The organism is Lactobacillus sp. M0396, assembly GCF_016101625.1.
Classification (GTDB): Bacteria; Bacillota; Bacilli; order Lactobacillales; family Lactobacillaceae; genus Lactobacillus; species Lactobacillus huangpiensis.
Map to the genome: position 1 here is coordinate 162469 of NZ_JACFQE010000002.1, position 15059 is coordinate 177527.

A 15059-nucleotide genomic window follows, 5' to 3' on the forward strand; every position below is an offset into this window, starting at 1 on the left:
ATAATCTCCTTAGAATAAATGCACTATTCTTAAAATATTTAATAAAAGTCCTAATGCTATAGTAGCTATTGGCCCCACGGCCATATCAACTAGAGGTTTTTTCATTTTTTTATTTAAGAGCCAGGTACCTATGACCCAGAAGAATCCTAGATTTGGTGCCATCTTATTACATGCAATGGCCGCCCCAATTAATAACGAAGTTGAAATGGTTTCCATCAGAGAAGTACGAATATGGTCACCCATATCACGTAAACCTGGAAACTTATCCATTCCTTTAGCGGTAGCACCTAAGGCTTGTACTTCAATCCACATCCAGACAGCACCTGCGATAAAGGCAACTAACGGTTGACCTTTTAATAACAAGCCGATTGCAAAAATTAAAGTTGTTCCAGCCATACCGTAAACACCAGTTACAATAGCGGTTGAAAATACTAAGGGAATGAAGCCAATGGCTCTGGCAAAAGTTGCCATTGCTGCTTCTTGAATTTGCCCTTTAATCAATAACTGTTGAGGAAGAACATCAACTGCAAGAATTAATTCACTTGAAGCAGCAGTGATCAAGCCCCCCATTAATGAAAGCCAAATCCAATTTTTCTTAATTCTTCCGATACGTGCAGAAAAGACATTAACCAAATTTTCGTTTGAGTTATTGGTTCCCTTTACTTTGGCTGCGTAATAAACCATACAAATCATGGCCACTAATAGTGCCATACCGGTTGCGTTCAAAGTGATGGTAATACCATTACCCAAGTTAAAGATTCCAAACTTACTAATTAGAATGTAAGTTACAAAGGTCCAAACAAAGGTAATAAGACCCTTTTTTACATTATGTTGCTCTGCAACTGCAATTGCTGGAAATGCACAAAAGGCAAGCAATATTGGACTACCTAAAAGAGAAAGTGCTCCAAAAAAGTTAAATGGCAGCATTTTGAATAGTTTAACGATCCAAGATAAGCCTAATAATAAGCCAGCACCATAAACTGCTCCAATAGCAAAAGCAGCAGTGGCACCCCATTTATTATCAGGTGTCCAAGTCCCAAAAATATCGCAAGCAAGTAAAATACTATGAGCGAGTAAAATCGTTGAACCAATTGATACTGGAATACCAAAACCAATAATTAAGCCAAAACTAACTCCAAAAGATGTTAGAGCTAATTCACGTCTATTAATTTTGTGGTCAAAATATTCTGGATAAATTGGCCTTAATCCATCATTGAAAACAGCAATGCCTTTATTCGCCAAAACTGAACCAACGCCCCCAACCAGGGCTATTAGAACATAATTTATAATTGTAGTCATTGACATTTTTTATCCTCCTTATATTCAATATTCTAAAAATTGAATATTGATATTAAAAACACTATAAAGGTAATGCCTTAACAATTTCTGGCAATACAGTATCTTTAGCATTAAATGTAAAACCAAAAGCAACTTTGCCGCTTTCTACCCCTTTTTTAATTTCATCTGCTTTTAATACCTTAGTTGGTGTAGCAACAGTGAGGGTTTTCCCTGAACCAAGTAAGGCGGTAGCCATCGCTAATGCACCTCCAGCACCAGTTTGACAGGCACCGATGTAAAAATCAGCTTGATGATTTTGAACTGCCATTGCAGCATCCAGGTCACTCTGCACAGTAATTTCGACATTTTTATCGCTTGTTAATTTTTCTAAGTCTTGTCTGATTTCTTCTTTGCCCATTTGGCCTCCAATTACAATTTTTGTCATACTAATGTCCTCCCTTCGATAAAACATTTACTAAATGCATAATAATATACTGATCTTCATCCTTACTCAGGGCAATAGGTGCTTTTGCTTTCTTTTCTAGCCAATATTGCTTTGCTCGTTGATATGCAGGCTTATTTTTTATTTGTTGCCAAAGAGCTTCGGGCATGGTATCAATCACCTCGTTGTTTCTCTGTCTCGAGATAGTCATTGCCACATGAATTAACAGCATCTCTTCTTTATTTCCATTATCATATTTACTCAAATCATTATCAATTTCATTAAGAAATTCTACGTCTAAGTCATTGATTTTACCCGCCTGCAATAGTATATTCAGCTTGTTTTGAGTTTCCTTTTGCATTAAAAATGACCACATCCTTAATATTCTGGAAGAAGTTCACCAGAAATCACTTTTTTCTGTGTACTTAACAATTTATCTACATTTATCGTTTTCTCTAAAATACTTTTTGTAAAAATATCCGTTTTTTTACCTACAAATACAGCTTGAGAAGAGCGAACAGTTAAACTATTGTCTATTTCACTATAATCAAGTGGATAGTTATGTTCGACAACTTCATCTTTGTTCCAAATAGCAAAGTCGATTAGTCCTTCTTCTATACTTTTGCTCACTTGGTTATATGGCATTTGAATTAACTGCACATTTTTTCCTTTGGTTACATACTTTGTTAGCAAAGTATAATCAATGGACTGTGTATCTACCCCAATTCTGGCACCACTTTTTATTTGTGCATCTTCACCTTTTCTGAAAACTAAAACGTGCTTTGTAACATAAGTTTGTTCAGGCAGTACTAAAAATTCCGCCAAGTTGCCATTTTTTTTAATCAAATAATCAGCAGTTAATCCTGAAGTGATAATGAAATTGCTACGATCTTCTTGTAATCCCGAAAGTCTCTTTTCACTACCATTCATATACGAAAGGCTAACCTGAATCTCATTGTTGAAAAATGCCTTGTAAATTCCAGTTGCGAGTCCTTCATATTTTTTAGTATATGGTAGTGGTAATGAACCAACCAATGTATGATTTCCTATATAAGAAAGTAGTTTATGATGATTAATGCTTTCAACAAATGTACCTAAATGACCTCTTGATCTTGTACTAATTGCACCATCCTCCTTTAAGATACTAATTGCTGCCTGCATTGTACCCTGAGATATATTTGATTCTTTGCAAAATTCCTCTACTGTTGGTACGCGATCGTCAGGTTCCAAAAGTAAATACTTTTTTGCTAAAAATGTTAGCGCTAATCCTCTCATTTTATACTGTGCAGTTTGCAATTTTAAAACCCCTTTTTATAGAATATTCAAAATACCGTATATTGAATACGTTTTCAGTATTACTCAAATCGTGCCTTTTGTCAATATGATTTTAAACTTGCCATAATATAACAAATACAAGCTTTAAAGAAAACTTAAAAATAATTAGTAAATCTCCTTAAAAAAGGTCTTTATATAGTTCTTATACCTTACAGTTAAATTTTGATATTTTTACTGATAACTAATATTAAGTTCAAGAAAAAATACATATGAAAAAAACATTGAACAATAAAATTCAATGCTTTTTATCTCGTTGATTTTTTCTTTTTAAATTATGCATTTTGTTTAATATTTTACAGAACTATTGACCCATCACCGAACTACTTAAGAGAGATAACCCCATGAACTTGTCATCTTTGAAACATTAGCTTTCTTAGCAACGTCAAGCAAGGTTACTATCGTGATCAGCCTCTAATCTAAGTACATTCGCTTTAGTTGAGCCAAGTCATCATCATTAAAGCCCAATACTTTTTTGAAAAAGGTGGGAAAATCGCCCCAGCCGCCACGGACTGTTTCTGTAATGCCGCGAATAGCTATACCTTCACCTTTAGTTACATTCATTTTTGAAACCATTTGCGTAATTTCATCATTACTTGGCAATTGGCGAGAAACAGCAAAATCATATAACTCGTTAGTTAATAAATAATCGCGGGCGATGGTATCATCATCTACTCCAAGTGCCATTAATATTAAAGCCGAAACCATTCCTGTTCTGTCCTTACCAGCACTGCAGTGATAGACCAGTGCTTCATCTTCGGGCAATTCCAGCAACTCCGCAAAAACACGGGCAAACATTTCCTGACTGTGCGAACTAAGCAGAGTTTGCTGGTAAATGCGACCAATAAAATTATGGTGCATATCAGGAATATGGTGCAAAAAACGGTAGAGTGAACGATTGTTTTGGGCATCATTGACGTTATCTGAATATACCGGCAAGTCCACATATTCCACATCGGGCCAAGAAATATCCGGTGAAGAGGACTTCTCGTATTCAGAGCGTAAATCGCAATCAACAGTGACACGCATTTTAGCTAATTTAACTTGATCCCTGGCCGTTAAAGAACTAAGTGAATCTGAACGATAAATTTTATTCCATTTAACTGTTTTACCAGTCACACTTTGATAACCGCCAACATCACGAAAGTTCATCGGACTATCTAGTGCAACTATTCGATCATGTGCCAATTTCTTGTCCCCCTTTTTTAAATAACTTATTCACCATGTGCAAAAACCTGAGTAGCTTTTACGGCCTTCTTCCAGCCTTGATATAAATGTTCTTTTTCACTTTCAGGCATTTGAGGTTCAAAGGTCTTGCCTACAACAAAAATATCTTTTAATTCAGCCACATTTTGCCAATAGCCGACTGCGAGGCCAGCCAAGAAGGCTGCGCCCATTGAAGTTGTTTCCAATACTTTAGCACGTTCGATTTTAATGCCCAGGATATCAGACTGGAATTGGAGCAAATAATCATTATTGGAAGCTCCGCCATCAACGCGCAAGGTTGGAATTTTAATGCCGGAATCAACCTGCATCGTATCCACCACATCCCGTGTTTGGTAAGCCAGCGATTGCAACGTCGCCTTGATAAAATCCTTATCATTTGTTCCACGTGTAATTCCAAAAACGGATCCACGTGCTTCTGAATCCCAGTACGGAGCACCTAAACCTGTGAATGCCGGAACAACGTAAACCTCATTTTCAGACTTCGACTGCCTGGCCGCCTTTTCCGAATCTGCAGCTGTCTTAATCATTTTTAACGAGTCACGCAGCCACTGAATAGCACTGCCAGAAACAAAAATAGAACCCTCTAAAGCGTAGGAAATTCTGCCATTTAAGCCATAAGCAATAGTCGTCAACAGATTATTGTCCGACTCTGTCGGCTGGTCTCCGGTATTCATGACGATAAAGGAGCCAGTACCATAAGTATTTTTAACCATTCCTTTTTTCAGAGCCAGCTGACCAAACAAGGCTGCCTGCTGGTCTCCGGCAATACCGGCAATTGGCACTTTGCCACCAAAAAAGGTATAAGACTTGGTATAACCATAGATTTCTGAATTGGACTTAACTTCTGGCAACATTACCTTGGGAATATTGAGCAGCTTCAAGATGTCGTCATCCCATTTTAAATCGTGAATATTAAACAGCATCGTTCTCGAAGCGTTAGTGTAGTCAGTCACATGTACTTCACCATCAGTTAAGTTCCACAAAAGCCAGCTGTCAATTGTACCAAAAAGCAAGTCGCCTTTTTCGGCTTTTTCTTGTGCACCAGCAACATGGTCTAAAATCCAGCGAATTTTGGTAGCACTAAAGTATGGGTCAATTATTAGTCCCGTCTTTTTATGGATCAATTCACTATAGCCATCTTTTTTTAGCTTTTCAGCTAAGTCAGTTGTCTGCCGTGACTGCCAAACAATTGCATTATAAATAGGTTTGCCGGTCTTTTTATCCCAAATTACCGTTGTTTCACGCTGGTTAGTAATACCAATTGCTGCTATCTGCTCCGGACGCACGCCAGACTTAATAATGGCATTGGCAATTGTTGTTTGGACTGCGTGCCAAATCTCTTCAGGTTTATGTTCCACCCAACCAGGTTGAGGAAAATATTGGGGAAATTCTTTTTGTGATGAAGCTATTTTTTTGCCCCGATGATCAATTATCATCGCCCTAGTTGAAGTAGTCCCTTCATCGATTGCCATAATATATTGCTTTAGCATGTTGTCTCTTGTATCCTCTCCGACAGAAAGCGGTTTATACTAATTTTACTACCCGGCCTTGCTTTTACAAGAAATTATTATAACATTATCCTTATTTTAAGTTATACTGATTACATAGAGCTTACATTAAAAAGAGGATACATAAAAATGAAAAAAGAAATTATTGCTTTAACAATAGCGGGAAATGACAGCGATGGCAGCGCAGGGATGACTGCCGATTTACATTCATTTTATGCCCGTCAAGTGTACGGTATGGGGCTTTTGACAGCTGCCGTTGCTGGTAATACAACTGGTATATATGCACAAGAAGTTATGCCTATTTCTTTTATTCAGAAACAATTTGACGTACTAAACGATGATTTTACAATTGACGCACTTAAAACAGGTATGCTAGCTAACAAGGACGTAATTACCTGTGTTGCTGCTAATTTGCACAAATATGATATGGGTAAGGTCGTGCTTGATCCGGTTATTATGACCAAGCACGGTGACACCTTGCTTGATGACGATGCCTACCAGGCTTTTCTTGAGCAGTTAATGCCATTAGCCGACATTATTACGCCTAACTTTTACGAGCAGAAAAAATTAACCGGTTTGAATTTAGCTAGCAAAGATGAAATTCATCAAGGAGCCAAAAAATTGCAGGATATGGGAGCCAAAAATGTTTTAATGAAAGGCCGTCATGATGATTCTGCGCAGTCGCAAGTAACAGATATTTTACTCACTGCAGACGGAAAATTTCACGAATTTACCAAGCCGTTTATTAATACAGATAGAATTAATGGTACAGGTGACACCTTATCAGCAGTAATTGCTGCTGAATTAGCAAAAGGACAATCAATTATTGAAAGTGTACAGACTGCTAAAGATTTTACTTATGAAGCTATTGCTCACCCAATTGCAGTTGGCTCCAAATACGGCCCAATTAATCATTTTGCAGCGCAGCAAAATCTTAAATAACTATTCTTTGCCCACTTCTAACTATTAAGATATACTTTAAACAAGAAAATAGGGGTTGGTAAACAATGGCGAACAAAATAATCAAGATTGCATATTTATACGAAGACCTGATGAACACCTATGGCGATTCCGGGGATGTTAAAATCATCAGTTTTTTACTTAAAAAGCAAGGCTATACTACGCAAGTTGATAATATTTCTCTTGGTAGTCAGTTCAATGCTTTTGACTATGATTTCATCTTTTTTGGCGGTGGGCAGGACTTCGAACAAACTGTTATTGCCAAAGATTTACCGCGTCATAAGGAAACGCTAACCAAGTACATTAATGCAGGTAAACCTATGGTAGGCGTTTGTGGCGGCTATCAACTCGTTGGTACATATTACAAAACTAATGCCGGTGTGACTATCAAGGGACTAGATATCCTACCCTTCCATACTGTTTTTAAAGCAGATAAACGGATGATTGGCGATACCCGCTACATGAGTGAATGGGGCGAAGTCAAGGCCTTTGAAAATCATTCCGGGCAAACTTATTTTGACGATAATGATAAGTTGCATCCCTTAGGGGAAATGATTGAAGGCTACGGCAACAACCCGCAAGGCCACGTTGAAGGCCTGCGTTATCGCAATTTCATTGGTACCTATTCTCACGGACCATTGTTAAAAAACTTGAATGTTGCTAACGCCATAGTGAAGATGATTCTTGAATGGCATGATGAGCGAATAGCAGCTAAAACAAATGAATTGCAAAAAAGCTACTAGACGTAGTAAATGATATGACCCCCGAATTAAGACAATTTCGCAGGTCATATTTTTATGTCTAAATTGTCTAAGCAAGATAAAATTGGCTCTGGTGAATTAAGTTGGCGTTAAATGTATTTTTATTGTTTAGTGAACTAAAACTCATCTATTCTTCTTTACTATTTTGAGTTGATCCAAACATTATTATAGATATTAAATATCTTTCTTTCGTATAAATAGATGGCACATTTAAATAAATAATTTATTTAATTAGTTATATTGCAGTCTTTAATTACTACATAAAAATACTCCTAGCAAACAAAGTTGTTAGGAGCATTCTTTATTAGAAATAAAATGGCGGGGCTAAAACATTTTAACCAATCTCTTTGAGTTAAAAATTTAATTGTTAAATTTATAGATCTCCACCATATTTTTTGCGCATCTTTAAGTCATAATGTATTGCGATAAGTAATATCAATGTCCAAACGGCGCATATTACAATTAATGGCCACACATCAACTACTCTTTGAATATATACTGAAACATTAGCTTTAATTGGAAATATGAAGTACATGAATAATGCGCCCCATGGAACCAAAAAAGGAATACAAGATAAAAATATTTCAACATTTTTAGGATATAGTCGTGGTCTACTATAGACTTCTTTTTTGTGTCTACTTACATAAAATATACCTGCTATCACAAGGATAATTAATGAAAGTTGACCTACATGAAGTATGAATTGTATAACTGTAAAGTAGCCATTTTTGAGCCCCCTTAACATACAAACTATATGATAGTCTGTAATGTTTTTAGAATTTTAATCGTGCAAAACTCCTTCGGAGTCTTGTGCAGCCTAATTTATATCTTGATAAATTCCTGATTTTCTATAGCTGGCATTAAAGTTAGATAAATTATTTGCCCAGGTTTGTGCCCTGTTTTGTACTATAGCCGAGGCATTTTGCTAAAAGTGCAAGCTTTTATTTAAAAACCACATAACCGAAAAAGTAATAAACATTATAAATTCTTTCTATAAAGAATTAATATATATATTAGAAATTATGTTAAATTTAGAACTCTATTTTTAATTTTGTTCCTACTTTCATAATAACATTGATTTTTATGAAAATGTGTGCAAAGCCTGCACAATAAGGAAAAAATATTGTTTAATATTTATAGAATAAATATTAAAAACAGAATAATTTTTTAATAAACGTAATTAAGGTAATTGGCCAGTATGAGTAGATTTGGTATAACTATTAGAAAATTGAGAATATCCCGCAGAATAACACAACAAGAGTTGGCAAATGATCTTTTTGACCGCAGTGAACTTTCTAAGATAGAACATAGTGAATTAGCTGTTTCTTATGAGAATGAAATCGAACTGATTAAACGATTAAGTCTTACACCAGATGAATTTGAATATATTAGTAATAATTATACTTTAAGCTTTAAGCGACGACTATTACACCGTTTTTTTGAACTTGAAATAAGTACAGATACTGCCGATAATAGTATCGCTGATATAGAAGCATTGTTACAAGATTGCTTTTTGGTAGAAAATGACGGGGACATCGAAAGAATTAAAACAATTTTAGAAGCTTTATTATTAGCCAATAAACCTAAAGGTTTAGCCAAAGCTAAAAAGATGGTGCAACCAATCTGGTTTGATTATCTGGCTAAAACTAAAATTCTTACAATCACTGATATTTATGTTCTAAATACAATTTTATTTGCTTTTGATTATGAAACTGCCAATGAAATTATTGCTAAAATCATTATGGTAATTGACAGAGATTACCCTTTTAAAAAATCTTTGAAAATTGATACTTTAATTAATCAGGCCATGATAGAAATGCTGGATCATAAATTTAAGCTGGCAGCTGATAATATGCTTAAGCTAAAGCCGCTAATTAAAAAGCTTGGTCAATATGATAAATTACTTGTAATAAGGGCAAGAATTGCGGTTTGCCAAAAAGATAAAACTAAAGCTTTGGAACAAGTAAGTTTACTAGAAAAAATTGAGGCGCAACAATTAGCTAATAATTTGAAATCAGAAATCAATGAATTTATTTAAATTTATTGAACATAGTCTAGTGAACACTAATTTTCTCTATAATCATATAAATTTTAATATGTTCGCAAGAGTATACTTTATTGATCATATATTTTAATGAGAGTTACATTGTCACCTTTGACCTCAATAACTCCTGCGCTGTCAATTGTTGTTATATTTTTGTTGCGACAAGCTCAAAAGGCTCTGCCGATGTATTATTCATCTCAGGCATATTATCCTATTAAAAAAGGAAGCAAAAATGAAAAAAACTATAACTGTATTTATTTTAACATTTCTCTTTATAGGCATTGGAATAAGCTTTATACATTATTATAGAATTAATTCTTTAGAAAAACCGTATATCTTAGTGCTGGCGAAAGAAAATATTCATATAACTTAGACACATATAAATGCTTACATAATAAAAAAATTGCTTCTGTTAAAATAACTACTGATAATTAAGGATCTTATGATACGCTTTATTATGTCGGAAAAATTAATAATAGATATTATGGCTTTCTATTTAAAGATCGTGGCATATTAAGAAAAGCAAAATTAGTTTACATTAAAAAAATTGATGAATAATAGCATATTAGCTTTTAATATAATGATTTCAATAATGCGAAATAACTGAACTAAAAAAGGTAGCTTAAGCTTGGTAAGCTGCCTTTTTATAAATTAATGAAATTAACCGTAATATTGATCCTGGTCTAAAGCAGTTTCATCAAAATTAACTATCATAAATTCATAGTTTGAAAAACATTCCATCCAATTGTTATAATAGTCTTTCTCTTTTTTTAGCGACTTACTGTTTTCTTCTCCTTCTATTATAAAAGGCTTTGAACGTATATTAAAATTTGCGTGTATTGCACCCAGCAAATTCAATAAACACAAGAAATCTTTTGCGGAATCCACACTTACATGAAAAGATTTAAACGAATTATTATTTTCGCCAAGATAACTTTTTGCCCTATTATACTCATCAGCAGATTCTGCCTTATAATTTTCAACGCTATTTACATTCTCTTCGATAATAGCTGTCGGAGCTTGTTTTTTAAAAAAATCTAGTATCTTTCTTAATTTAAAAAATTGTTCATCATTCATTTTTATAGCTTAATAATTTTGGAACAATAGCTAGCTACCACAGAGTCATGGGTAACAATTACCAGCGTTTTGCCCATCATGTTCAGCTGCCTTAACTCCTTCATAATAATGTCGCGGTTCTGTTCGTCTAGCGACCCAGTCGGCTCATCCGCCAGAATCAACTGGCTGGGCTTAATCATAGCACGGGCAACAGCAACCCGTTGCTGCTGCCCGCCAGAAAGCTCATAAACCTTACTGCCCTTATAGTTTTCAAGACCAACCCGCCTGAGTGCCTCATCAATCTGCCTTATTTTAGCCGCTTTGTCCTTCTTGACATATTTTTGCGCCAAGGTCAAGTTTTGGGCAACAGTCAGATTATCAATTAGGGCAAAATTTTGAAAAATGTAATTTATCTTATCACGAATTTGCCGATTTGCCTGCCTGCTGTTGGGTTTAATGTTACTTTGTCCGTCAAAGATATAGTTGCCGGAATCAAAGCCATCAATTAACCCCAGAATGTTTAATAAAGTCGACTTGCCACTGCCACTGGCACCCATAATGGCTACCATCTCTTTGTCCTTGATCTCTAAATTTAAATTCTGAAAGACAATCTTGCGTCCAAAAGATTTAGTCAAATTGTGTATCTTAATCATTGTCTCACCCGCCCTTCAATACTTGAACAATATTTCGGTTCTCCTGACTGATAAAGATGGCCAGCGTTACCAATAAGTCAACACCTGCTAACAGCACACCGGTCAGCAGTGCCCCAATGCTTCTGCCCCAAAAGAGGGCTACGCCGATTTGAACTGCATATAGACTTAGCAAGAAGGTGATGGCCATGCCGTATCGGTCAATGAGTTTAAAACCTAGCAGGCGAAAAATTGATAGCTTCTGCTCATTGGTTCTGAAATAGAGAACCGCGCTGAAAGCCGAAACGACCAGTGAAATCGTAAAGGTGACGCCCAGCAAAATTAGTGAAATTAGCAGACCCCAGCGGTATATAGTAGTAAGGCTATTGGCAAGCGAAGTTGCCGTTGCAAACTTTATTTTGATGCCTCGCATGTATTTAGCTCGGCCTAAACGTTTAATCTGCGCCCGGTTATGCCGGGATTCTGATGGGATTACTAAGACCTGAAATCGATAGCTGCAGTTTGCTCCAGTGATCTAAGTGGTTCGAATCAATTAATTCATAAATTGGCCGCTTAAAAAGCTTAAGTTTTTCATTGATGTAAATCGGGGTTGCTGGTGCAGACCGATAGTATAAAATATTTACTCGTGTTTTTGTCAAGTCTTTTCTTGACTTGTCTGAACGGTCAAGGACAAGCAACTTTGTAAGTTTAGTTACCTTATCATGATCCTTCTTCATTTCAATTGGTACGTAGAATCTATTTTTTAGCCCTGTAGATGAATTCAGACCCAAATGTTTAAGATAGTTTCGGTTAATCCGCACTACCGGGTAGCGGTCCTTGGGGGTGAAGCTATCAGCAAATTTGAAGCGTGCCAGGCTCCTTTGCGGGTTAGTGATTGAACCGGACACAAAATAGGCATTGCTCTCTTTTTCCAAGTCATTAAAGAAGTGTCCTATCTTGGCCTCATTCTTGCCATTATGAACTTCGTCATTTTTAATAGCTTCGGTTGAAACAACACTGGTTCGTTCTGCAGTCAAGTAGCTGCCCAAGCGGGCTACTTTTTCGGATTGCCTGCTATTTTCATTGGCTTCCTTAACGTTAGCCAAGCCACCTATTAGCAACACTGTGGCTAACACTACCGTAGCAACTTTGATGACCAGTGTGATAGCCATGCCCAGGTTGAAGTTGATGCCCTGCTTTAGCAGCGTGATAATTCGAATACTCCTAATCAGAGCAAGTGCGATAAGAATAGACAAGGCAAAAATCATGACTACAATCAGTTGACTAATCAACACCCACTTGGCAAAGCCCGCTGGCCAGTAGGCGAAAAACAACCTGATTCCGATGTCAAAAAGTAAGCTGGCGCCAAGTAAGGACGCAAGTGGCAACATGAACAATTTACTTACCACGTCCAAGTTAGACAGACCTAACAGCTTGTATACGCCAATTTGCTTAACGTTTGTCAGTGGTATTGAAAAGGTGGCAAGGATTGTTAGTATGGCCAGTGTTAAGAACAAGATCAGATAAATCATCAGCGTTCTATTAATGTATTCCTTTTTAGAAAACACTTTGGGAGTTAATAGGTCTTTCTCGCTTGTATTAAAAAATACAGCCAATTTGCGCACAACTGTTTTGCGGTACTTTAGATTGCCGATAACCGTGTAGACACCATTCACGGACTTGTCACCCTTGCCCCAAAACTTGTCAAGACTCTGCAGTCTTATACGTTCGCTTTTCAAGAACACGGGGATATCCCTGCCCTGTAAATATACGGTTTTCTTGTTTGGAAACAGGTCGAATTTTCTATTCCGGGCGAAGAATTCATAATAGGGAAAGCTGTCCTTGCTGACCACAGCTGACTTGATTACTGTTTCCCCGCCATAATCGGACTTAATTAGCGTCAAACCATATTTGCCAGCCATGTGCTTGAAGAAGGTCAGCGTCTCGTCTGCGACGCGTGGACTATCAGATACATAGACCTTGAACGAATCTGACGTCTCTTCTATTTTTTCAATCCTATCTTGATCCTTGGTCTGGTAAATGTTAATTACCAGTAGGCCAGCTAAAATGGTTAACATTACCAAGAATAGGCTAACTACTTTTTTGATAAGATCACTTCCTTTCAGCTGTAACAACAATCAGTAAATAAAATAGTATCATTGCGTATATAGACAAAAAGTCCATTCCAGCCTATTCCAAAGTTCCATATACTGCCACATTCCATCTTTGCTAGTATGGTAGTAGCTGCACCAGGATGTCCTAAGGAAGTAACTATAGTAGTGATTGATAATATTTTATTGTTTTATAAAATGCCCCATTATAATAATATCAAAAAATATAAATGATAGCAAGCGCTTACTAAAAACTGCCTTATTGCGGTAAAAAATGTGCGTAACTTTATCGTATGCATAATCGGCTTAGCTTTAAAACAGCTGGCTAATGTCTTCAAAGCTGCTAGTGATCTTGTAAGAAAGTTAAAACGGTAACCAAGCTAATTAAAAATGAAATTCTTAATTATTCTGCATAGGTATTAACGCTCAACGCATAAATTCAATTAATCTACCAAATATATGATGGTAAAAGAATTTAAATGATTTAACTGAACTCACAAAAAATACCAAAACAATTTAAAGAACAAAGTTTTGGCATTAATTATTATAAAAGTATATCTTGCTTTCCCCAAGTTGCACACTTTCCTGGGACTTTGAACAATAATTACATTGGTCAATATCAAAATTTTATTATGAAATTGACTAAAGACAAGTAAGAATAAAATAAAAGCTCTTTTTGCAGAATTTACTTTCAATCTTGTTTTTCATAAGCCATCTGCCAAAACTGCAATTCATAATAGCTGCTGCGTACAAATGCAGTTTCCATTTGCTCAAGTTCTTCATTAGTGGCACTTTCAGCCAAAGAATTGGTTAAATGCAGCATTTTTTCTACGTTGGCACCATACCACTCGCCATCATAAGTATCAATCCACTCTTGATAATAAGAAACCGGTGAGCCCTTTTCTGCCATTTTTTGGCCAATTTCCTGATAGAGCCAGTAACATGGTAAAAGCGCTGCAACCGCTGGTTTAACACCAAATCGATTTAATGTCATATGCATATGGTTAACGTAGTTATAAGCTGTTGGAGCCACCGGAGTTTCAGAAATTTCAGTCGCAGTTATTTTTAATTCTTCAAAAAAATGGCCTCGCACTGATATTTCGACATCTTTCAAGTCTTGTGCCCCTGCCAGTAAAAATTCCTTTACTTCCTGATTATCCGTTTTTGCCGCAATTAATTCATGCAACTTGCTAAATTCTCTTAAATAATAGCGATCCTGCAACAGATAAAATTTAAAAGTTGCAATTGGGAGTTCGCCACTTTGCAATTCCTTAATAAATGGATGCACCATACTTTCATGCCACAATGCCTTCCCCGCTTCGTGTAGTCGATCAGTGAAATTCATGATTGTTCTCCTCCAAATTAAATACTATTTGTTAAAATAACTTTTGATTAATACTAATTACATTTTATTAAATATTAACTATAATCACTATAATTTTTTGTTTTCTAGCACATTTTTAATATTAGTTAAAATACTAACACTTATAGCTTATAATAGATAGCGTCTTTATCAAACTAACCTTGTAATAAGCAATAAAATACGCTATAATTGTAAGCGATAACACGAGGGGTGCCTTTTTGGCTGAGATGAAAATATTTCAGACCCTTTGAACCTGTAAGTTAATACTTGCGTAGGAACGTGTCAAAACTGCTTTAGCTTTGGCATTTCCACATGTCAAAGTTTTTTTTATTAGTCAAAAATTTTAAG

Annotated in this window: 15 protein-coding genes and 1 riboswitch; of the genes, 3 read left to right on the forward strand and 12 right to left on the reverse strand. The window is 35.9% G+C overall.

What is annotated here, in order from left to right:
• Positions 1-9 precede the first annotated feature (9 nt).
• The 6 genes from H3T43_RS03255 to glpK all read right to left on the reverse strand — a co-directional run bounded on the left by H3T43_RS03255 (position 10) and on the right by glpK (position 5769).
• On the reverse strand, positions 10-1305 hold the full coding sequence (locus tag H3T43_RS03255; protein ID WP_187154092.1) for a YhfT family protein: 1296 nt from the start codon (positions 1303-1305) through the stop codon (positions 10-12).
• A gap of 55 nt (positions 1306-1360) precedes the next feature.
• Positions 1361-1723 (reverse strand): DUF2620 domain-containing protein, encoded by a 363-nt coding sequence (locus H3T43_RS03260; protein ID WP_198212572.1) that lies wholly within the window; start codon positions 1721-1723, stop codon positions 1361-1363.
• A gap of 1 nt (position 1724) precedes the next feature.
• Positions 1725-2081 (reverse strand): PRD domain-containing protein, encoded by a 357-nt coding sequence (locus H3T43_RS03265; protein ID WP_198212574.1) that lies wholly within the window; start codon positions 2079-2081, stop codon positions 1725-1727.
• A 17-nt stretch (positions 2082-2098) separates the two neighbouring features.
• Positions 2099-3016 (reverse strand): GntR family transcriptional regulator YhfZ, encoded by a 918-nt coding sequence (gene yhfZ, locus H3T43_RS03270; protein ID WP_198212576.1) that lies wholly within the window; start codon positions 3014-3016, stop codon positions 2099-2101.
• A gap of 450 nt (positions 3017-3466) precedes the next feature.
• Positions 3467-4240, reverse strand: coding sequence for a tyrosine-protein phosphatase (locus H3T43_RS03280; protein WP_198212578.1), 774 nt, complete (start codon positions 4238-4240; stop codon positions 3467-3469).
• 26 nt (positions 4241-4266) lie between these two features.
• Positions 4267-5769: a glycerol kinase GlpK gene (gene glpK, locus H3T43_RS03285; RefSeq protein WP_198212580.1), complete on the reverse strand. Its 1503-nt coding sequence runs from the start codon at positions 5767-5769 to the stop codon at positions 4267-4269.
• Between the two features lie 147 nt (positions 5770-5916).
• Here glpK and thiD point away from each other — a divergent pair, with 147 nt between their 5' ends.
• Together thiD and H3T43_RS03295 are read left to right on the forward strand one after the other, a co-directional pair.
• Entirely contained in the window at positions 5917-6729 is an 813-nt protein-coding gene (gene thiD, locus H3T43_RS03290) for a bifunctional hydroxymethylpyrimidine kinase/phosphomethylpyrimidine kinase (protein WP_198212582.1), read from the forward strand.
• Between the two features lie 65 nt (positions 6730-6794).
• Positions 6795-7490: a type 1 glutamine amidotransferase gene (locus H3T43_RS03295; protein WP_198212584.1), complete on the forward strand. Its 696-nt coding sequence runs from the start codon at positions 6795-6797 to the stop codon at positions 7488-7490.
• Between the two features lie 391 nt (positions 7491-7881).
• Here the strand turns inward: H3T43_RS03295 and H3T43_RS03300 are convergent, their stop codons facing one another.
• On the reverse strand, positions 7882-8043 hold the full coding sequence (locus tag H3T43_RS03300; RefSeq protein ID WP_198212586.1) for a hypothetical protein: 162 nt from the start codon (positions 8041-8043) through the stop codon (positions 7882-7884).
• Positions 8044-8706: 663 nt separating this feature from the next.
• Between H3T43_RS03300 and H3T43_RS03305 the strand changes: the two genes are divergently transcribed.
• The gene (locus H3T43_RS03305) at positions 8707-9546 is read left to right on the forward strand and encodes a helix-turn-helix domain-containing protein (RefSeq protein ID WP_198212588.1); all 840 of its coding nucleotides are present in this window, start codon (positions 8707-8709) and stop codon (positions 9544-9546) included.
• A 666-nt stretch (positions 9547-10212) separates the two neighbouring features.
• On the opposite strand, the gene H3T43_RS03310 is transcribed toward H3T43_RS03305, so the two are convergent.
• The 5 genes from H3T43_RS03310 to tenA all read right to left on the reverse strand — a co-directional run bounded on the left by H3T43_RS03310 (position 10213) and on the right by tenA (position 14693).
• The gene (locus H3T43_RS03310) at positions 10213-10629 is read right to left on the reverse strand and encodes a hypothetical protein (protein WP_198212590.1); all 417 of its coding nucleotides are present in this window, start codon (positions 10627-10629) and stop codon (positions 10213-10215) included.
• Positions 10630-10631: 2 nt separating this feature from the next.
• The gene (locus H3T43_RS03315; protein WP_198212592.1) at positions 10632-11261 is read right to left on the reverse strand and encodes a putative bacteriocin export ABC transporter; all 630 of its coding nucleotides are present in this window, start codon (positions 11259-11261) and stop codon (positions 10632-10634) included.
• Positions 11262-11265: 4 nt separating this feature from the next.
• Positions 11266-11670 carry a DUF1430 domain-containing protein gene (locus tag H3T43_RS03320; RefSeq protein ID WP_198212594.1) on the reverse strand — a complete coding sequence of 135 codons (405 nt, stop codon included), beginning with the start codon at positions 11668-11670 and terminating at the stop codon, positions 11266-11268.
• 37 nt (positions 11671-11707) lie between these two features.
• Positions 11708-13159 carry a hypothetical protein gene (locus H3T43_RS03325; RefSeq protein WP_198212595.1) on the reverse strand — a complete coding sequence of 484 codons (1452 nt, stop codon included), beginning with the start codon at positions 13157-13159 and terminating at the stop codon, positions 11708-11710.
• An 880-nt stretch (positions 13160-14039) separates the two neighbouring features.
• Complete coding sequence (gene tenA / locus H3T43_RS03330) at positions 14040-14693, reverse strand: thiaminase II (protein WP_232350250.1); 654 nt, start codon at positions 14691-14693, stop codon at positions 14040-14042.
• Positions 14694-14907: 214 nt separating this feature from the next.
• Positions 14908-15006, forward strand: a riboswitch (TPP riboswitch).
• The last annotated feature ends 53 nt before the right edge of the window (positions 15007-15059 follow it).